The sequence below is a fragment of the Chroococcidiopsis sp. CCALA 051 genome (genome assembly GCF_003015105.1).
GTDB lineage: Bacteria > Cyanobacteriota > Cyanobacteriia > Cyanobacteriales > Chroococcidiopsidaceae > Chroococcidiopsis > Chroococcidiopsis thermalis.
The window spans coordinates 1-19,455 of record NZ_PYCI01000009.1 but is presented as its reverse complement, the minus strand read 5'-3'; the positions used below and the strand labels follow the sequence as shown (position 1 = coordinate 19,455).

Annotated in this window: 19 protein-coding genes, 1 tRNA gene, 1 other RNA gene and 1 riboswitch; of the genes, 9 read left to right on the top strand and 12 right to left on the bottom strand. The window is 44.8% G+C overall.

All coding sequences use genetic code 11. From position 1 onward, the window contains the following. Window positions 1–59: 59 nt before the first annotated feature. The 3 genes from C7Y66_RS03445 to C7Y66_RS03435 form a co-directional block, all read right to left on the bottom strand. Window positions 60–662, bottom strand: a complete 603-nt coding sequence (locus C7Y66_RS03445; protein WP_106544477.1) for a tetratricopeptide repeat protein — start codon at window positions 660–662, stop codon at window positions 60–62. A 91-nt stretch (window positions 663–753) separates the two neighbouring features. Next, window positions 754–1,395 carry a ribosome hibernation-promoting factor, HPF/YfiA family gene (hpf, locus tag C7Y66_RS03440; RefSeq protein WP_015154632.1) on the bottom strand — a complete coding sequence of 214 codons (642 nt, stop codon included), beginning with the start codon at window positions 1,393–1,395 and terminating at the stop codon, window positions 754–756. 245 nt (window positions 1,396–1,640) lie between these two features. Then, complete coding sequence (locus C7Y66_RS03435; RefSeq protein ID WP_106544476.1) at window positions 1,641–1,919, bottom strand: hypothetical protein; 279 nt, start codon at window positions 1,917–1,919, stop codon at window positions 1,641–1,643. Here C7Y66_RS03435 and lipB point away from each other — a divergent pair. Continuing rightward, on the top strand, window positions 1,918–2,643 hold the full coding sequence (lipB, locus tag C7Y66_RS03430; protein ID WP_106544475.1) for a lipoyl(octanoyl) transferase LipB: 726 nt from the start codon (window positions 1,918–1,920) through the stop codon (window positions 2,641–2,643). The genes C7Y66_RS03435 and lipB overlap by 2 nt on opposite strands. An 82-nt stretch (window positions 2,644–2,725) precedes the next feature. Here the strand turns inward: lipB and C7Y66_RS03425 are convergent, their stop codons facing one another. After that, window positions 2,726–3,454, bottom strand: a complete 729-nt coding sequence (locus C7Y66_RS03425) for a pentapeptide repeat-containing protein (protein WP_106544474.1) — start codon at window positions 3,452–3,454, stop codon at window positions 2,726–2,728. Window positions 3,455–3,653: 199 nt separating this feature from the next. Beyond that, window positions 3,654–3,749, top strand: a riboswitch (TPP riboswitch). Between the two features lie 7 nt (window positions 3,750–3,756). On the opposite strand from C7Y66_RS03425, the gene thiC reads away from it, so the two are divergent. The 6 genes from thiC (at window position 3,757) to C7Y66_RS03395 (ending at window position 11,513) form a co-directional block, all read left to right on the top strand. After that, window positions 3,757–5,127 carry a phosphomethylpyrimidine synthase gene (thiC, locus tag C7Y66_RS03420; protein WP_106544473.1) on the top strand — a complete coding sequence of 457 codons (1,371 nt, stop codon included), beginning with the start codon at window positions 3,757–3,759 and terminating at the stop codon, window positions 5,125–5,127. A gap of 276 nt (window positions 5,128–5,403) precedes the next feature. Then, window positions 5,404–6,321, top strand: a complete 918-nt coding sequence (locus C7Y66_RS03415; RefSeq protein ID WP_106544472.1) for an SDR family oxidoreductase — start codon at window positions 5,404–5,406, stop codon at window positions 6,319–6,321. Between the two features lie 128 nt (window positions 6,322–6,449). Then, window positions 6,450–7,643, top strand: a complete 1,194-nt coding sequence (locus tag C7Y66_RS03410) for a succinate--CoA ligase subunit beta (RefSeq protein WP_106544471.1) — start codon at window positions 6,450–6,452, stop codon at window positions 7,641–7,643. Then, on the top strand, window positions 7,643–8,527 hold the full coding sequence (locus C7Y66_RS03405) for a CoA-binding protein (protein WP_106544470.1): 885 nt from the start codon (window positions 7,643–7,645) through the stop codon (window positions 8,525–8,527). The genes C7Y66_RS03410 and C7Y66_RS03405 overlap by 1 nt, the downstream gene beginning before the upstream one ends. 75 nt (window positions 8,528–8,602) lie before the next feature. Then, window positions 8,603–9,508, top strand: a complete 906-nt coding sequence (locus tag C7Y66_RS03400; protein WP_106544469.1) for a DMT family transporter — start codon at window positions 8,603–8,605, stop codon at window positions 9,506–9,508. Between the two features lie 103 nt (window positions 9,509–9,611). Further along, window positions 9,612–11,513, top strand: a complete 1,902-nt coding sequence (locus C7Y66_RS03395) for a S9 family peptidase (protein WP_106544468.1) — start codon at window positions 9,612–9,614, stop codon at window positions 11,511–11,513. 126 nt (window positions 11,514–11,639) lie between these two features. On the opposite strand, the gene C7Y66_RS03385 is transcribed toward C7Y66_RS03395, so the two are convergent. Both C7Y66_RS03385 and C7Y66_RS03380 read right to left on the bottom strand, forming a co-directional pair. Beyond that, a complete protein-coding gene (locus tag C7Y66_RS03385; protein WP_106544467.1) occupies window positions 11,640–12,521 on the bottom strand; it encodes a hypothetical protein in 882 nt (293 codons plus the stop codon). A gap of 248 nt (window positions 12,522–12,769) precedes the next feature. Further along, window positions 12,770–13,507, bottom strand: coding sequence for a tetratricopeptide repeat protein (locus tag C7Y66_RS03380; protein ID WP_015156232.1), 738 nt, complete (start codon window positions 13,505–13,507; stop codon window positions 12,770–12,772). A 426-nt stretch (window positions 13,508–13,933) separates the two neighbouring features. Here C7Y66_RS03380 and C7Y66_RS03375 point away from each other — a divergent pair, with 426 nt between their 5' ends. After that, on the top strand, window positions 13,934–14,260 hold the full coding sequence (locus C7Y66_RS03375) for a hypothetical protein (RefSeq protein ID WP_158265861.1): 327 nt from the start codon (window positions 13,934–13,936) through the stop codon (window positions 14,258–14,260). Between the two features lie 160 nt (window positions 14,261–14,420). Beyond that, window positions 14,421–14,492: transfer RNA gene (locus C7Y66_RS03370), tRNA-Gly, on the top strand. Between the two features lie 36 nt (window positions 14,493–14,528). On the opposite strand, the gene C7Y66_RS32265 is transcribed toward C7Y66_RS03370, so the two are convergent. From C7Y66_RS32265 to C7Y66_RS03340, 6 genes are all read right to left on the bottom strand, one after another. After that, on the bottom strand, window positions 14,529–14,960 hold the full coding sequence (locus C7Y66_RS32265) for a hypothetical protein (protein WP_233222508.1): 432 nt from the start codon (window positions 14,958–14,960) through the stop codon (window positions 14,529–14,531). A gap of 139 nt (window positions 14,961–15,099) precedes the next feature. Next, window positions 15,100–15,487: a transfer-messenger RNA gene (gene ssrA, locus C7Y66_RS03360) on the bottom strand. Between the two features lie 98 nt (window positions 15,488–15,585). Next, entirely contained in the window at window positions 15,586–16,533 is a 948-nt protein-coding gene (locus tag C7Y66_RS03355; RefSeq protein WP_015156235.1) for a F0F1 ATP synthase subunit gamma, read from the bottom strand. A gap of 107 nt (window positions 16,534–16,640) precedes the next feature. Then, window positions 16,641–18,158: a F0F1 ATP synthase subunit alpha gene (atpA, locus tag C7Y66_RS03350; RefSeq protein ID WP_015156236.1), complete on the bottom strand. Its 1,518-nt coding sequence runs from the start codon at window positions 18,156–18,158 to the stop codon at window positions 16,641–16,643. Between the two features lie 133 nt (window positions 18,159–18,291). Then, window positions 18,292–18,849: an ATP synthase F1 subunit delta gene (gene atpH / locus C7Y66_RS03345; RefSeq protein ID WP_015156237.1), complete on the bottom strand. Its 558-nt coding sequence runs from the start codon at window positions 18,847–18,849 to the stop codon at window positions 18,292–18,294. Further along, on the bottom strand, window positions 18,846–19,421 hold the full coding sequence (locus tag C7Y66_RS03340; protein WP_041463379.1) for a F0F1 ATP synthase subunit B: 576 nt from the start codon (window positions 19,419–19,421) through the stop codon (window positions 18,846–18,848). The genes atpH and C7Y66_RS03340 overlap by 4 nt, the downstream gene beginning before the upstream one ends. Between the last annotated feature and the right edge of the window lie 34 nt (window positions 19,422–19,455).

Genomic DNA, 19,455 nt, shown 5'->3' with positions numbered 1-19,455 from the left:
GTGACTAGTTACTGAAATTGAATCTAGCCACTAGCCACTAGCCACTCACCAACTACCCATTACTTTTCCATCTGTTGCAAAATCTGCTCTACATGACTTATGCCTGTTGAGTTGTTTTGCGTGGAGTAGAGATCTTTGGCTTTATGCAAAGATGCTTGTGCTTCGGGCAAATTTCCTTGGCTCCAAAATGCTACACCGAGGTTTTGGTAAGAGGTTGGATCGTTGGGTTTGAGTTGAATTGCTTGTTGAAAAGCAGCGATCGCTTCTACAAATTTGCCTTGACTACCGAGGGCGATTCCTAAATTATTGTAGGTTTCAAAATTACGCGGATCGATCGCCAGGGCATGTTTGAAAGCATTCTCTGCTTGAGTATATTGTTGCAGATTGCCAAAAGCAAGCCCTAGATTATTGTGAGCGTTTTCGTACTGAGGATAAATTTCAATTGCTTGATTGAAAGCCGCGATCGCTTCTGAGAATTTTCCCTGTTCGGCTAACTCTACGCCTCGATTGTTGTGCGTTGCTGCTACCTGTAGGTTTTCTTGCGGTTTGATTTGCCTTGGTAACGTTTCTATAGCATAACTAGGTTGCATCCCTAGCATCAGTATGCTGACACCGACAAATGCAGCTCGGAATTTTGTCAAGAAAGCCTGTGGTACTCTCATCGCTACCTTCCTAGCAACTTCTCGCCAATTCCATTGTAGGCTTAGACAGTTATCAGTGTAGAGACGTTACACGTAACGTCTCTACTTGTTGTTACTTAGAAACCTGTGGCTTTTCTACCGAAGTTTGGGCTTTACCGTTCTTAGCATTACCGTGAGTGTGTCCGTTGCCGTTGCGGGGTTGAATTACGCCATATCCACCATGATTGCGTTCGTAAATGACGTTGATTTCTCCAGTTTCGGCATTGCGGAACATGTAAAAGTCATGATCGACGAGTTGCAACTGTTCTAGGGCTTCATTCAGTGTCATTGGTGGCATGGCGAAGTATTTCGTCCGAACGACTTCGCTAGGTAATTCGGGAGTGCGATCGCCAATCAAATCATTAACAACGGGTGGTTCTACTGCCTCTAAGCTAGTTTTTGGCTGAGTTTTCTTGTCTTGCAACTTTTCTTTATACTTGCGTAGCTGTCGGGCAATTTTATCGGCAACTAGATCGATGCTGGCGTATAAGTTCTCGCTACTTTCCTCTGCCCGAATTACAGTTCCGTTGGCGTAAATTGTGACTTCCGCTGCTTGTTTTGGGTTGATCCTGGGATTGCGGGCTACTGACAAATGAACATCTACTTCAGTGGTTAGAGTTTGAAAATGATTGACTGCCTTTTCTATTTTCTGATTCACGTACTCGCGAATGGCATCGGTGATTTCGATGTTTTTGCCATGGATCACAAGCTTCATATTTAATTCTCCCGATGGATACGAACCAAATTTGTGTTAGGTTAAATACAAAGCAGCAACAATTTGCTGTCAGTGTCTACTTACTAAAAGCCCGAATTCTGGTGTTTTAAGTACTCCAGAAATCAATCGATTGGTGCGCTCTTTGTCACCATTTCACCACGCTTTAGTTTATCAACTTCGCTATTTTGCGATGACAACTTACCAGTCGCACTTCCTGCCGAAAAGGGTTTGTTCCTGCTGATAAACTACAGGTATTTCCCAGTTGGAGAGCGATCTGGGATTTTTCCTAGTAGAATCTCGACTTGCACATCGAGTCTGGCGTGGTGGTAAAGCCTTCCTCCCTGCTGTGTTTGTGTTTCTACTTTCAAGTTAGCACTTTGTATTCTGGAAAACAGAGAGGTTTTAGTTCTTTTTAATATCCTTCGCATTCCTTGACATTTCTTGATGTAGTCAATCGCAAATGCAATAAAATTTGGTAAAAAATACGCTTGAAGTTTTTTGCGATCGCTTGTAATCATCTCCATGAAACGCCATCAATGCTATCTTTATAATTACGGACTCGTCTGTTATGCTGAGGCTTGGAATTGGCAAAAACATCTGTTGCAACAGCGCCGCCAAGATCCCGATTTACCTGATGTCTTAATTTTGCTGGAACACCCGCCAGTCTACACTTTAGGACACGGAGCTAGTTTAGATTTTCTGCAATTCGACCTTGACAAAAGTGCAGACGAAGTATATAGGATAGAAAGAGGTGGAGAGGTAACTTATCACTGTCCCGGTCAACTGGTAGGCTACCCGATTTTAAATCTGCAATTCCACCACAAAGATTTGCACTGGTATTTGCGGCAGCTAGAAGAAGTCTTAATTCGCGTATTAGCAGTTTACGGGTTGCAGGGCGATCGCGTCCCTGGGTTAACTGGGGTATGGTTGGAAGGATACAAGGTAGCAGCGATCGGGATTAAAGTCAGTCGCTGGGTGACAATGCACGGTTTTGCTTTGAATGTCTGTCCCGATATGGCAGGTTTCAGTAAAATTGTCCCCTGCGGGATTGCCGATAAACCCGTGAGTAGTTTAGCTCAATGGATACCAGATATTCAACTAGAGCAGGTGAAATTGCAAGTTGCGCGATCGTTTGCAGAGGTATTTGAAGTAGATTTAGTAGAGCAAAAAGGATTGGAAGAAGATATAGATCGATACAGTTTGGTTAAAAACGATAGATCCTCAAAGATCCCCCCTAGCCCCCCTTGAGAAGGGGGGAACAATGCCCCCCTTTTTAAGGGGGGTTGGGGGGATCGAGATCTGAATCTTCAATTGGGTAACTCCCAATCACCTAATCATTTCTCATACCATCAGGTAAATAAACACCTTTAAGATCTGCACCGCGCAGATTAGTTCCTGCTAATTTTGCCCCTTGCAAATTTGCATCTTGTAGAGAAGCATTTCGTAGATCGGCATTTCTTAAATTCGTATTTCCCAAATAAGCATCATCGAGTACAGCATCTCGGAGAATAGCTCGCTGAAAATTGGCATCCTGAAGATTAGCATTTTCTAATATTGCGAGTTGCAAATCGGCATCTCGAAAATTAACACCTCTAAGATAAGCAGTATCTAGTTTTGCACCTCGAAGACTGCTACCCTCTAGATTGGCATTTTCCAGGTTTACTTTTTCTAAGTTGGCATTACTCAAGTTAGCATTGTCTAAATCGACAGATCTCAGGTAAGAATTTTCTAATTTCGCACCTCGAAGATTGCTACTTGCTAAATTAGCATTTTCTAAATTTGTATTTTCTAAGTCAGCATTTTCTAAGTTGGCATAACTAAGATCGGCATTTCTCATATTTGCGCCTCTTAGTTTTGCGCCCCTCAATTTTGCACCTTGAAGATCCGCATTTTCTAGGTTACATCCTTCACATTCATTAGTAGATAGTAACTGTTCGATCGCGCTATTTTGTTGCTTAACTAATTGGACGCTGCGATCGCCCGATCGGATGCTGGGATTGTAGGGTGCTATCGGTGGATCGATCGCGTGAGCCAGTAAACTTAGTATATGAGCTAACATCGCGGGTAAAATCCTGAAGCGATCGGTTATTAATTTTTAGTCTAATCTTTTCGGAAATAGACAGTATATTTTTCCCGCCAAATATTATTTTTACGAGCTTTCGCTTAACTCCAACAACTATTTAGCTTGCCTACATAGAGAAAGATTAATTAACTCAAAAATTAACAAACTGTGGTTAGGGAGAAGTGATACAATCGACAACCATAGCTAGGGGTGTCTGGGAAACCAGGCTGAGACAGTCCCTTAGAACCTGAGACTGGGTAATACCAGCGGAGGGAAGCTGTTTATGCGAGGAACTCGAAATGCGTACAGAATGGATCGCGAAGCGTCGCGGGCAAGATAACGTGTCTCAAATGCACTTTGCCCGTAAAGGTGTGATAACCGAAGAAATGGATCGTGTCGCCCTACGGGAGAATTTACCCGTGGAGTTGATTCGAGATGAAGTAGCACGGGGCAGAATGATTATCCCTGCCAATATCAATCATCCCAATTTGGAACCGATGTGTATTGGCATCGCCTCCAAATGCAAGGTGAATGCTAATCTTGGTGCTTCGCCCAACTCTTCCAACTTAGATGAGGAAGTTGCCAAGCTCAATCTAGCGGTAAAATATGGAGCCGATACCGTCATGGACTTATCCACAGGCGGCGGTAACTTAGATGAAATTCGCACTGCAATTATTAACGCTTCTCCCGTGCCAATTGGCACTGTACCAGTCTATCAAGCTTTAGAAAGCGTCCACGGTAGTATTGAAAAGCTCACTGCGGAAGATTTTCTCCACATCATCGAGAAACACGCCCAGCAAGGTGTAGACTACATGACAATTCATGCTGGGATTTTAATCGAGCATTTGCCATTAGTCAAAAACCGAATTACTGGAATTGTCTCCCGTGGTGGAGGTATTTTAGCGCGGTGGATGTTGCACCATCACAAACAAAATCCGCTGTACACGCACTTGCGCGACATTATTGAGATTTTTAAGAAATACGACGTGTCCTTTAGTTTGGGTGACTCTCTACGCCCTGGCTGTCTCCACGATGCATCCGACGAGGCGCAGTTAGCAGAATTAAAAACTTTGGGACAACTGACTCGTAAAGCCTGGGAACACGATGTCCAAGTCATGGTAGAAGGACCAGGACACGTCCCGATGGATCAAATCGAGTTTAACGTGCGCAAGCAGATGGAAGAGTGTTCGGAAGCACCATTTTACGTGTTGGGACCACTGGTAACGGATATTGCTCCAGGCTACGACCATATCACTTCTGCGATCGGGGCAGCAATGGCAGGTTGGTATGGTACGGCAATGTTATGCTATGTCACACCTAAAGAACATTTGGGCTTACCCGATGCGGAAGACGTGCGGAATGGTTTGATTGCCTACAAAATCGCCGCCCACGCTGCGGACGTGGCAAGACACCGCATCGGTGCTAGAGATAGGGATGACGAGCTTTCAACCGCCCGTTACAATTTCGACTGGAATCGTCAGTTTGAATTATCCCTCGATCCAGACAGGGCAAAGGAATATCACGATGAAACCTTGCCAGCAGATATTTATAAAACTGCTGAATTCTGCTCGATGTGCGGTCCCAAATTCTGCCCGATGCAAACAAAAGTTGATGCTGATGCGCTGACCGAACTAGAGAAGTTCTTGGCGCGAGAAACTGTAAAAGGATAAAGGATAAAGGAGACAGAAAAGGTGTGGGGAGAATTCGGAATTCGGAATTCGGAATTAACTGTGACTTGCGACTGATGGCTGGTGGAACCAGAATTGTCTCCCTTGTCCTCCTTGTCTCCCTTGTCCCCTCAGCTGGACTCTCTCTTCTCCCCTGCTGCCTTAATTGTGTCTCCTCAGATATAAGACAAGTTTGCCCTCGTCGCTTTAAAATCTTTGCAGAACATAGGGTAGGATTGTCTGTCTCGCCCTAATTGTTGCTCGTTAAATTGACTAAAAATGCTTTCTTTATCCGAACAAGTTGTATTAATAACTGGTGCTTCTACTGGCATTGGGGCAGCATTGGCAAAAATTTTAGCAGAACGATTTAAGACGATTCGCTTAGTCTTGGCAGCTAGAGATGCAGACAAGTTGGAAAAGGTCGCTAGCCACTGTCGGCAATTAGGGGCAGAAGTTCTCGTCGTTCCCACAGATTTAGAACAGACTGACCAAATTGAAGCCCTAACCCAAGCCGCGATCGCAAAATTCGGTCGCGTTGATGCTTTAGTGAATAATGCTGGCTACGGACAGATGGGACCCATAGAACTCATTCCCCACGAAGCTGCTGCCAGACAATTTCAAATCAACGTGCTAGCACCCTTAGCGCTGATCCGCAGCTTAATTCCGCTGATGCGCGATCGTGGTGGTGGCAGAATTATCAATATTAGTTCGCTGGGTGGCAGGATGGCTTTCCCGTTTGGCGGTTTGTATAGTGGTTCAAAATTTGCCCTCGAAGGACTCAGCGATGCTTTGCGCATGGAACTAGCACCATTCAATATTAAAGTCAGCGTCATCGAACCAGGTCCAGTCAGCACGGATTTTTTTGCCGCCGCCGCCCAAGCTGTAGAATCAACCGTAGCCACTCCCGAACGCACCCCCTATCGCGCTGCTTTTGAAAAATTAAAAGATTTAGAGAAACACACGAGTAGCCGTGCTTGGAGTGCCGAACGAGTTGCAGAAGCAATTGTTAAAGCACTGACAGACTCTCATCCCCGCCCGCGCTATATTGCAGCAACAGGGGGAAATTTTTTGGTGTTTATGATGACGAAAGTTTTATCAACTAAAGTTGTCGATCGCTTTTGGCAGCGATTTTATGGCATTAACCTCGTAGCGCAAGATTGGCAAAAGCATCGTTTAGGCTTGAAGGATGAAGTATAAATGAATTGGTAATTGGTAATTGGTAGTTGGTAGTTGGTAGTTCTCGATCGCTACCCTAATCCCTTAGTGCTAAATCCTAATCCCTCCTGACCCATTACCCATTACCTATTACCTATTACCATCAAAAAATGGATCTACTAGAGTATCAAGCTAAAGAATGGTTTCGCGAGATTGGTATTCCAGTTTTACCTTCCCAAAGAATCGATCGTCCCCGCGATTTGAAGGGGTTGAAGATTCCCTATCCAGTAGTACTCAAATCGCAAGTGCGGACGGGAGGTAGGGGAAAAGCTGGGGGAGTAAAGATCGTCACGAATACGATCGACGCGATCGCTGCGGCACAAACGATCTTCAATTTACCAATTTTAGGGGAATTTCCTGAAGTTTTACTAGCGGAGGCAAAATACAACTCCGATCGCGAGTTTTACCTAGCCATAGTTATCGATGCAGTTGCTCGCCGTCCGTTGCTTCTGGGTTCTACGCAAGGGGGAGTCGATGTTGAATCCAATCCAGAAGCTTTACAACAAGTCATAGTCGAACGAGATTTTTCACCCTTTTATGCCCGCCGATTAGCAGTCAAAATGGGCTTGCAGGGAGATGCACTGGCATCGGTCAGCGCTATCGTGGAAAAAATGTACGGTTTATTCGTGCAGAAAGATTTGGATTTGATCGAAATCAATCCTTTAGGGGTCAGTTCGACTGGGGAGTTAATGGCATTGGATGGTAAAGTTACTGTCAACGACCAAGCGATCGCCCGCCATCCCGATATTTTGATGATGGCAGAAAAAAAAGCTAGCCGTCCTAACGGTTATCCATCAGTCGCTCAAGTTGGCAAGTGGAATGAGGTAGATAAGTCGGGAAATATCGCAATTTTGGGCAATGGCGCGGGGTTATTGATGGCAACTTTAGATTTGATCGCCACAGCCAGTCACCGCAAACCATCTGTTTGCTTAAATGTGGGACATGGAAGAATTGGCGCAAATGGAGGGTTGAATTTTTGCGATCGCGTCATCCAAGGTCTAGAATTGATCGCTCAAGATAAATCTATCCACGCAATTTTAGTTAATATTCTTTGTAGCGTGCCGACAACTGTAGAAGTGGCTGAGGCGATCGCGACTTTCGTACAACAGCACGACAATAAGACGCACAAAACTCGTTCTCATGCCCAATACCCTAAACTAGTCGTGCGCTTGGCAGGAACGGATTTAGCAGATGCCAAAGCAAAGCTAGATGCGGTACAAGTCTCTTCAATGGAAGATTTAGACGAAGCGATCGCCCAAGCCGTCCGTGTTGCGAAAAGTTCGTTGCCTAAAAGAAGTGAGTGATGAAATTAAAGCCTGATAGTAAAGTTTTAATTCAGGGCATGACAGCATCGCTCTGGTCGCCCTACATTGCTCGTATGCAAGCCTACGGGACGCAGATTGTTGCCGCAGTTAGTCCTGGTCAAACGACATCTATTGACGATTTACCCGTGTTCGATTTGGTCGAACAGGCAGTAGCGGCAGTTGGGGCGATCGATACGACGATTATTTTCGTCCCTCCCTATCAAGCTTTAGATGCTGCTTTAGAGGCGATCGCTTCTGGGATAAAACAAATTATTATCATCTCTGCTGGTGTACCTCCTTTGGATATGGTGCGCTTGTTGCGTAAAGCAGAGGCAAACGAAACCATAATTGTAGGACCAAACAGTCCGGGTATTATCATTCCAGGCAAATTACTCTTGGGAACCCATGCCAGTGAATTTTATACTCCAGGTTCGATTGGTATTGTCAGTCGCAGCACGACTCTGACTTACGAAATTGCCTTGGGATTGACTAAAGCCGGGTTAGGGCAGTCAATTGCTGTCAGTATCGGCAGTGATGCAATTATTGGTTCTTCTTTTCTACAATGGCTGCAAATTTTCGATGAAGACGATACTACAGAAGCGATCGTTTTAGTCGGGGAACCTGGGGGAAATAGTGAAGAAGCTGCGGCGCGTTACATTGCCGAGGCGATCGATAAACCAGTTATTGCCTACATTGCTGGCTGTCATGCGCCAGCAGGTAAACACTGGGGGCATACCGGGACGCTAGCAGCCGTGGTTGGCAGAGGAGATAATGTCGGTACGGCAAAAAGCAAGTTAGAAGCTTTCAAAGTGGCAAAAGTTCCAGTTGCAGAACGCCCTTCTCAAATTCCCGAATTGGTGAAAAAGGCATTAAAGAAAAAATAAAAGATGCAGTTTGAGACTTCCGAATTTACTTGAAATCTTTGATTAACAGGGAACAGTCAGGGCTATGAAATCTAGATGACTCAACCCACACTAAACACCCAAGGCTTAATGGCGGCTCTATGTGCCGCAGCTACTTGGGGTATGGTAGGTGTATTTGTCCGCTGGCTTCCAGGATGGTCTGCTTTTGCAGTTTTGGCAGGTCGCTTTTTGGTTGCCACTGTTGCAATGCTGCCGATACTTTTTCTAGCGCCGAGTGTCCGACACGATCTGATTCGCTCCCTTCGCACTTCACCGATCTGGTGGCTGAGTTTGCCAGCTATTGGGGGTTATGTCTTAGGCACGACAGCATTTCAGCTAGCACCTGTAGGAGAAGTGACATTATTATTCACAACCTCACCCTTGTTTATTATTGCCTACAAATATGTCGTGCGCTTACACGTAAAAAGAAGTGAGGGCTTTGGAATGCTGCTGGCTATGACTGGAGCCAGTGCGATCGTGCTGCCTCAGCTATCTACCGATCGCGCTGTCTCTTGGGCAACTCTAGCAGGCTACCTTTTAGCATTAGGTGCTGCTGGTTCGATCGCAATTTATACACTTTGGTTTAATGCATTTGCTCAGCAAAACATTGCGCCAAAATCGATAAATGTGGTTTTTCTGACCTGTTTGCTAGGAAGTATTTTATCTTTTTTGTGCGCAGTTCTCTTCCCAGCGTCAATTGGAATCGAAATCGATCGACAAGTTATTCTCGTATTATTAGGATTGGGAATTTTTTCCACTGCTTTACCATTTTTGTGCTACACAGTAGCGGCGCAGCGTTTACCAGTCGTACTGGCAACTGCAATATTACTGCTAGAGCCAATGTTTGCAGTGTTATTTGCATCTGTAGTTCTACAAGAAATTCCGTCGCTTTGGTTTGGCATTGGCAGCGCACTAGTTTTCTGGGGATTGCTGTCGATCGCTGGCTTCGCTTTTAAGTGGTGACGTACACAAATCATAGCGATCGCCGATCGCATTCCCTAACCATCCTGCGGCTTCTGCTCAATTGCGGTAACAATCGTAAAAGAGCAATTATCAGGAGGCAAGTATGGTGACAACAACAGCTAGTCAACCTCAAACTCAACTACCACCATTAATTCCACGTGAAATTCTGTTTGGCAACCCAGAACGCGCCCGTCCTCAACTCTCCCCAGATGGCAAGTATTTGGCGTATATTGCCCCAGATGAAAACAATATCCTTCAAGTGTGGGTGCGTAGTGTAGGACAACAAGACGATCGCCAACTAACCCAGGATAAAAAACGGGGTATCCGCATGTACTTCTGGACGTTTGATGGCGAACAGCTAATTTACCTTCAAGATGCCGATGGTGATGAAAATTGGCACTGTTATGCAGTCAATATCAATACGAATATTGTCCGCGACCTGACTCCGTTTCAAGGGGTACAGGCGCAACCCCTCGCCTTAGACCATAACTTCCCGCATGAATTTTTGGTGGGGTTAAATTTGCCAGATTTAAGCAAGCACGATGTTTACCGCGTTAACCTCAAAAATGGGGCAGTAGAGTTTGACACGGAAAACCCAGGTAACATTGTCTCTTGGACTGTGAATACTCAGTTTCAAGTTCAAGCTGCGATCGCGGCTACGGCTGACGGTGGTTACGACTTACTTTACCGCGAATCTCCACAGGCAGCTTGGGAAAATTTACGCCACTGGAGTTCTGAGGATGAAGGCTACGCGGTTAGTTTTTCTGCTGATGACAAAACTTTGTATATCGTCGGCAGTCACGATGCTAACGCCCAACGCCTCCTCGCCCTAGACTTAGCGACTCGTCAAGAGACTGTTATTGCTGAAGATCCAGAATACGATGTTGATAGTGTCATCGTTCACCCAACCGATCGTGTTTTGCAAGCGGTTTCTTTTTACCGCGACAAACAAGAGTGGCAAATTCTCGATCGCAGTATAGCTGACGATCTAGAGGTAATTGCCCAAGTCCGCCCTGGAGAATACAACATTACTAGCCGTGACTTGGCAGATCGAACTTGGTTAGTGGCTTACATCACTGACAATGGACCAGTTTACTACTACACATACGATCGCACGACCAAAAGTAGCACTTTACTTTTTAGCAACCAACCCAAACTCGAAGAGTTGCAATTAGCAACCATGCAACCTGTCTCCTACCCTACAAGAGATGGGTTAACAATTCACGGCTATCTCACAACACCTGTAGGAATTGCAGCTAAGAACTTACCAACAATTCTTCTAGTGCATGGAGGTCCTTGGGTGCGGGATACTTGGGGTTACGATCCAGAAGTGCAATGGCTGGCGAACCGAGGTTATGCGGTATTGCAAGTCAATTTTCGCGGTTCTACTGGCTACGGTAAGGCGTTTCTGAATGCGGGAAACCGCGAATGGGGCGCAAAGATGCACGACGATCTGATCGATGCAGTCAATTGGTTAGTAGAACAAGGTATTTCTGACCCTCAAAAAGTAGCGATTATGGGTGGTTCCTACGGTGGCTATGCGGCGCTAGCGGGGTTAACTTTCACGCCAGAGGTATTTGCAGCTGGAGTTGATATCGTCGGTCCCAGCAATTTAATTACGCTGATGCAGAGTATTCCGCCTTACTGGGAACCGATGAAAGCTATGTTTGCTCATCGTTTGGGAAATTTAGAGACGGAACCAGAATTTCTCAAATCGCGATCGCCCTTATTTTACTGCGATCGCATCCAAAAACCTTTGTTAATTGGACAGGGAGCTAACGATCCGAGGGTAAAACAAGCAGAAAGCGAACAAATTGTGGCAGCAATGCGGCAATCCAATCGACCAGTTGAATATCTGCTGTACGCAGATGAGGGACATGGTTTTGCCCGTCCCGAAAATCGCTTGCATTTCTATGCTAAAGCCGAGGAATTTTTAGCAAAATACTTAGGCGGGCGATTTGAACCTGTGGGCGATCTTGTAGGGCATTCAGGAGTGGAGAAATGAGGGTGGTAATTGGTAATTGGTAATTGGTAATTGGTTGTTGGTAATTGGTTGTTGGTAGTTGGTGAGAGGTAAATATTATCTGCTGAATTCCAACTTCCAACTGCCGATTTCTGCATGACAGCCAAATCAATCTTCTAACAGCACTCGCGCTTGTTTTAATATATTCTCACAAATTTTATAGCTAGTAATTTTTCCCTGGAGCGCTGTGTCTTCTACCCATTCTACAAATAGAATTACACCTGCACCCAATACGGCTATAACTGCCACGATAGAGTTGAGAATTGCTAGGTTATTTAACAAAATTGAGTTTAGTAAAAGCTGCAAGGGCATAGAAGTATAAACTAAGCTTAGAACAATAAAAATTGCAGCTATTTTAATAATTTTATGTGCTAGATTTACCTGTTGCGTCTGAAATGATAGTTCGGAGTGAATTTTATTTTCAACATACTGGAGCGCTTGTTTGCTGAAATTTGCCGTTTTAATAATTTTATCGACTAAATCTAATTCATAGCCAATCGCTTGCGCTCTAGTTACTTCAAAATCCAAACAGGCTATTTCTTTTGGGTTGCGAATTACCTGTTGACTCGATAACTGTCTTAACCATCTAACTTCCCAAAGGATAGCAAACAATAAGCCAAAAAAACCAAAAAGATAAATATATATTCTGATAGGTGCTGTTGCTGTTGGATTGAACAAACCTAATCCAATAGCAGCCGAAATAAAAAAACTCGCTCCAATTATAGATAGCTTCATCCAAATTGTCGGAGCAAGGCGATCGAAGATAGTTGTGATTTGTTGTCGATTGGATAAATTCGATGTAGAAATGTATATTTCTTGTTTCAGAATGATATATCTTAGCAGTAGGTTAAATACATCTTCAATCGCCCGCCGATCTATTGTTTTCTCTGCTTCTGGCAATGCTGAATATTCTGGTGTTGCCAAATTGAGATTTCTAGCTAATTCTTCTATAAGTTGATTGTCCTCGAAGGGATACGAATTATCCATCATAAAAAGATTTTAGTAATGGTTATATAGCAATTCAAATTGATGTGTGAACGTTTCCCGTATAGAGACGTTACATGTAACGTCTCTATACGGACAATCGATTTCACGAGCCATCTAAGATTGCTATAGTTTCGTATATAACAGTATTCTTGTAAGTTCAAGAACAGTTAATCAATATTAATTATTTATGCAAGCAAATTTTATTTATTTTTTGTTTAAACCTTGTTAAAAAACTACATTTCGAGTGAGAGTTAGGGAAAAGTTGCGGCTAAAATGTGTTTTGTCATCTCAATCTGCGACTGGCTGAACCCAGCTTGCAGGAGATGGTTGAGAAAAATGCGATCGCCATACCGTGCATCTAGGTTGTACGCTTGTCGATAAGCAGCTTCAGCCGCAGCGCGCTCGCCCTTCTGCCAATGGGCGAGACTGAGAGCAACTAAAGGATGAGGGTTGGTTGGTTCTAGCTGGGCGGCGCGTTTTGCCGCACTAATTGCAGGTTCGTAGGACTGCAATCGCTCAAAAGCTAAGCTGAGATTGTAATAGGCAATCTCATTTTTTGGTTGTAAAATTGCTGCCCATGCGTGAACGAATACAGCAGCATTCAATTTACCACTGACTAAATAAACAATTCCCAAAGCGTTGAGAGCTGGAATAGAATTCGGATCGCGATATAAAACTTGAATTAAAGACTCAGCCGCCGCTTCTTTTTGTCCGGCTAGGTGTTGCGTCCAGCCTAACAAAACTCGTCCAGAGAGATTTTGCGGTTCGAGTTCTACAGACTTTTGCAAAGCCGCGATCGCTTCTGGATATTTTGCCGCTGCACGATAGGATAATCCCAAGGCACGGTATTCGCTCGCAGGGATTGCTGATGTTGGTTGAGCGACAAACAAGCTGCTAGCTGTTAATACAGTTATGACATGACGGGCGATCGCTGCACCCATAATTTGGCAGCCCCAATTCTGACCAAGATTTTCTTTCGTCAGCAGCATAACACAGGACTAGTCTCAGCAGCGAGCAGATAATCTCTTTTTGAATCTCCAAGGGTTGTCTAGAATGCGTTACCAAGCCTTACAGCATTGATGAGTTAGAAAACATTATTCGTTACTATCTCTCCAGTAAAAACTAGGCAATAGAGTACATACTGTAAGGATTAGTATGTGTTCTAATTAACAACCACTTATGACAAATAGTTCAGCCTATTGGTTAATGAAAACTGCATATTAGTAAATCAATATTGGATAAGGCAACAATATAGGTTTTTCATGTCCTTCCTACCAGCCGTTCCTACCGCAACGCTAGTTGGTGGGAATTTTATTAGTACATATCAAATAATCAGCCGATTGCCGGATGAGCAGAAGCAGACACTAGGGCTACACTAGACAAACTTAGTTATCTGTAGGTAAATTATGTCTGGGGTGTCAGAAGAGAATGCATTGGCGGCTGAGGAACACGCCATAGCCTCACAGAAACAGGCTAAGTATACTAAGGAAACTGGAAAGCTCTTACAAAAGCTTGGAGAGCCACAGAGTACGCATGGAGAGCTAATCGAAAAATACGGTAAGGCTGCGCAAAAACACGCTGATGCTTCACTGAAACACTCCCAAGCGGCTCGGAAGCACAATGAAAACTCAAAAGAGGAGTTTATCAAAGCTTCGCAGGAACATGTTAAGGAAAATCAGGAACACCTAAAGGCAATAAAGGAATGCATGAAGGTAGTGAAAAATTGGAAATCTCATGGGTGAAAGCATATTTGTTTTCCACCAGCGGTTGCCATAAATCTGATTCTCAGCGAATTCCCGACAGCTTCCATATGTACACCGCCTCTTGGACTTCTTTTCTTCTTGCCCATTGAGTATTTTTTGAGTACGATATACAGATATGTATGTGTTCAAACGCTAAGTTGCGGGTGTAGTTCAGTGGTAGAACGCTACCTTCCCAAGGTCGATGTCGTGGGTTCGAGTCCCATCACCCGCTTACTAAACTTTAGGATTATACGGTTTTACACCCGTCCTACTTATTAAAAAAACTATCCTTCGAGTCGTACTCTTTACACCAGCAACGCTCTAAAAGCTGGACTCTATGTTGCGCCTCAAACTGTTGAGGATTGAGAACTAATTTCGTATTGGCATCAAATATAGGCTGAGTCAAATATTGCCACAGTGGAAACTTTAACAAGTTAAATTGGAAATTCATAGAAATTCTCAGACGCGAAATAATACAGTAAACTTCAGACAAGTTCTCATAGCTGACGAACCCAGTACAATTAGCAGTACTAGTCAAGACCGCTCGCAAGTCTGCTAGATTAACATTGGCACAAGCAACAGCTAATCTTCTTGGTGAAGATTGCGGAAATAATTTAAGACGCTGTTGGGAAAAATCTGTATTATTGCGGTGGCGATCGCACCAACATTTTATAGCGGTTTTCAATTGGGTAAAACACACGCTCTGTAGGGGCGCTTTCTCTGTGCGCCCCTACAAATGTCACGCACGCAATCGAGAATTGCTATTATATCTATGGTTACGCCAAAAAATTACCCACCCGGAATTTAACATCAAGGTGGGTAACTCAGTTTTGGTTTTTAAGTGGAGCTTACGGGAATCGAACCCGTGTCCAAATTGGGTATTAACCCCCCACTCGTTCACAGGCTTAGCCTTTTTGACCCTCAAGGCGGGGATCGTGCATTATCCCGCACGTAGGATGCTTCGATTAAGTCTTAGCTAGCAAGTAAATCGAAGAAACCTTGCTAGAGCATCCGTTGGGGTTTGCCTGTAGTCCTTAACGGAGTCAAACTACAAGCGCTCGAATCTTTGAGAGATTATTAGGCAGCTACAGGAGCAGCCTTACGAGCAAAAGGAACGATGTTGTTCGCAGTTACGTTTTTTTGAGCCTTTGATTTACGAGAGGAGACTCACTCTCGACCTGTATCACAGAGCAGCTTTCGCCAACCTGTCGAAACCTTGAAAGCCCCATGTGCTTCTTATCTCATTATAATTCGTCGTGGAGATTTTGGCAGGCAGATACAGAGGATCCCCCCTATCCCCCTTGTTAAGGGGGGTTGGGGAAATCTTATTTCAAAGCTTCCGCACCGCCGACAACTTCCAGAATTTCCTGGGTAATGGCGGCTTGCCGTGCTTTGTTGTAAGACAGCGTAAGGGTATTAATCAATTCGCTAGCGTTGTCGCTAGCGTTGTTCATGGCTGTCATACGTGCTGCCAGTTCGCTAGCAGCAGATTCTTGTAATGCACGCAATAGTTGGTTATTCAGGTACAAAGGCAACAGAGCATCGAGAATTTGTACGGGATCTTGCTCAAATAGCATATCCTTGGGAAAACTCCGTGCAGTGGCAGAAACTTTCTGTCTTTCCACTTCAAATTCACCACCACGGGTAGTCAGCCGAAAAACTTCATCGTCTGCAGCTTCAAAACCTTGAGCATCTAATGGTAGCAGAGTTTGTACCACTGGGCGAGAACTAACTAACGAGACGAATTTGGTATAGATTAACTCCACTCTGTCTACGCTTTCCGACAAAAACAGGGAAAGCAACTCGTCAGCAATATTAGAAGCTTCTGCCGCTGTAGGAATTTGCTCTAAACCCGTATACGTTGCATCAATGGGTTGGTTGCGGCGTTGAAAATACTGGATGGCTTTGCGTCCGACAAGGATGTATTTGTATTCCAAGCCTTCAGCTTGAAGTTCTTTGGCGCGGTTTTCTGCCCGTTTAATCACGTTGGTATTATAAGCACCGCACAAACCGCGATCGCCTGTAATTACCAGCAAACCAATGGAGCGAATGTCTCGTTTTTTGAATAGCGGTAGGTTGACATCTTCAAACTGCAAGCGAGTTTGTAGATTATACAGTACTTGTGCCAAGCGATCGGCAAACGGACGAGTAGAAAGTACTTGTTCTTGAGCGCGACGCACCCTAGCCGCTGCCACCAAACGCATCGCTTCTGTAATTTTTTTCGTATTTTTGACCGACTGAATGCGATCGCGGATTAATTTGAGATTAGCCATCGTCTTTTGGTAATTGGTAGTTGGTAGTTGGTATTCGTTGATAGTTAATAGTTAATAGTTAATTGCCATTAACCATTAACTATTAACCATTAACCATTAACCATTACCTAAGCAGTTGCCAAGAAGGTTTGTTTGTATTCGGTAATTGCTTCTTTCAACAACTTTTCGGCTTCATCGGTAAGTTGTCGTTCGCTGCGGATGATTTCACCATACTTGGGTTTACTGGTTTTCAGGTATTCCCGCAGTCCTTTGGTGAAAGTGGTAACTTTATCTACGGCGATGTCGTCCATATAGCCGTTAATCCCAGCGTAGAGGATGGCAACTTGCTCGAATACCGATAGTGGCGAATTTTGTGGCTGTTTCAACAACTCCCGCAAACGCTGACCCCGTGCCAACTGGTCTTGGGTGGCTTTATCCAAGTCGGAGGCAAATTGCGAGAAAGCTTGCAATTCGTCAAATTGTGCCAACTCCAATTTCAGCTTACCAGCAACTTTTTTCATTGCCTTGGTTTGAGCTGCCGAACCTACCCGCGATACGGAAATACCAGGGTTAATTGCCGGACGAATACCAGCGTTGAACAAGTCGGAAGTTAAGAAGATTTGACCGTCGGTAATGGAAATTACGTTGGTAGGAATGTAAGCCGATACGTCCCCTGCTTGGGTTTCGATAATTGGTAGGGCTGTCATGCTGCCTTCACCTAGTTCGGTGCTAAGTTTTGCCGCACGTTCCAACAAGCGGGAGTGGAGGTAGAATACGTCTCCAGGGTATGCTTCCCGTCCTGGTGGACGACGTAGCAACAAGGACATTTGGCGATAAGCAGCAGCTTGCTTGGACAAGTCATCGTAAATGATTAGAGTTGCCTTGCCTTTGTACATGAAGTACTCTGCCAATGCTGCCCCCGTGTATGGCGCGAGGTACTGGAGGGTAGCAGAGTCGCTGGCGTTAGCTGCAACGACAATGGTGTAGTCCATTGCGCCCTTCTCTTGTAAGGTCTGGACTACGTTAGCAACGGTGGAAGCTTTTTGTCCGATCGCGACGTATACACAGATTACATCTTCGGTTTTCTGGTTGATGATCGTGTCAATGGCGATCGCGGTTTTACCTGTTTGTCTGTCACCGATAATTAATTCCCGCTGTCCTCTACCTACAGGAATCATTGCATCGATCGCGGTAATTCCTGTTTGCATTGGTTCGTATACCGAACGCCGCGCTACGATACCAGGTGCGCCAGACTCGATCAAACGGAATTCTGAGGTGTTTATGTCTCCCTTACCATCAATCGGACGACCGAGAGCATCCACAACACGTCCGATTGTGGCTTCTCCAACTGGAACCTGGGCAATTTTACCTGTAGCGGTAACGGAACTGCCTTCTTGGATGTCGCGACCTTCACCCATCAATACCGCACCTACGTTGTCTTCTTCTAGGTTCAGGGCGATACCAACGGTTCCATCTTCAAATTCTAAGAGTTCGCCAGCCATAGCTTTTTCTAAGCCATAGATCCGGGCGATACCATCTCCTACTTGCAATACCGTACCAACGTTAGCAACTTTAACTTCTTGGTCGTATTGCTCGATTTGCTGCTGAATAATACTGCTGATTTCGTCAGGTCTGATACTGATCATGGTGAGTTTGTGTTAAGGAATTTTGGGAATCGGGAGTGGTGAAGACAAGGGAGAGGGGGGAGACAAGGGAGAGGGGGGAGAATTTTTCCCCCTTGTCCTCCTTGTCTCCCTTGTCCTTCTTTCTTCGTCCTTTTTAAGTGCCGCTAGTAAGTCGTAAAGAAAGGCGGCGCAGTTGTCCTCTGATACTAGCGTCGATCACTTGAGAACCAACTTTGACGATCGCACCACCGATTAAGCTTTGGTCGATTCTTGTTTCTAGTTCTACCTGACGGGCGTTGGTCATGGCAATGACTTTATCCCGCACAGCTTGCTTTTGTTCTTCAGTCAGTTCGACAGCTGAAGTGACTTCGGCTAAAACAGTTTGATTCAGTTGCCGCAGGAGGGCGAGATACTGTTGACAAATCCCTTCTAACAAAATAATGCGGCGGCGGTCTACCAACAGCATTAAGAAGTTACGCATGTAGGGGTTGACATTATCGCCGACAACTCGCCCCAATACTGCCTTCTTGTCGCTGATGCTGACGAAGGGGTTAGCGAGAAAGTTACGAAATTGCTCTGATTCCCGCAACAAATTCGTTAAAGTACGGGCATCTTCGCCGAATTGTTCCGTGAGGTTATTACTACGCGCCACAGACATCAATGCCTGGGCGTAAGGCTGCACTACCTGTTCGTTCATGGCATTGCTGCTCATTTACTGCCTCCTAGTAGTGCTATGCTGCGATCGATTGTTTGTTGTTGGATATTTTCGTCTAATCCCGATTCCAATTGGGATTCTACCTTTTGTAAAGCCATTGCAACTACAGAAGCTCGCAGTTGAGCGATCGCTCGTTCTCTTGCCGTATTTAAATCTTGAGTTGCTGTCTCTTTTAAGCGTTGAATATCTATTCCCACCTGAGCCAAGATTTGCTCTTTGGCTTGTTGAGCGTTCGTTGTCGCGCTTTGGCGAATTCTTTCGGCTTCCGCTTGAGCTTCTGTCAATCTTTGCTGCTGTTTTTGCAGTGCTGCTGCTGCTTCTTTAGCGCGGTTTTCTGCCGCTACAATTTCTGTTTCTATGCGCTCGCGGCGATCGCTCAAGGTTTTTCCTACTACCTTGCTGCCAAAATATACTAGTACGCCAACAAGAATAGCCAGGTTAATTAGGTTTGTTTCTAAAATATCAAAATTAAGACCAAACCCGCCTGCTTCTGCTTCTGCTTCTGCCGCTTCAGCAAGTAGTGGGCTACCTTGTGTCACCAACCAGATAAAACTTCCCATCATACCCATCCACATTTTCAGTTGTCAGTTGTCAGTTATCAGT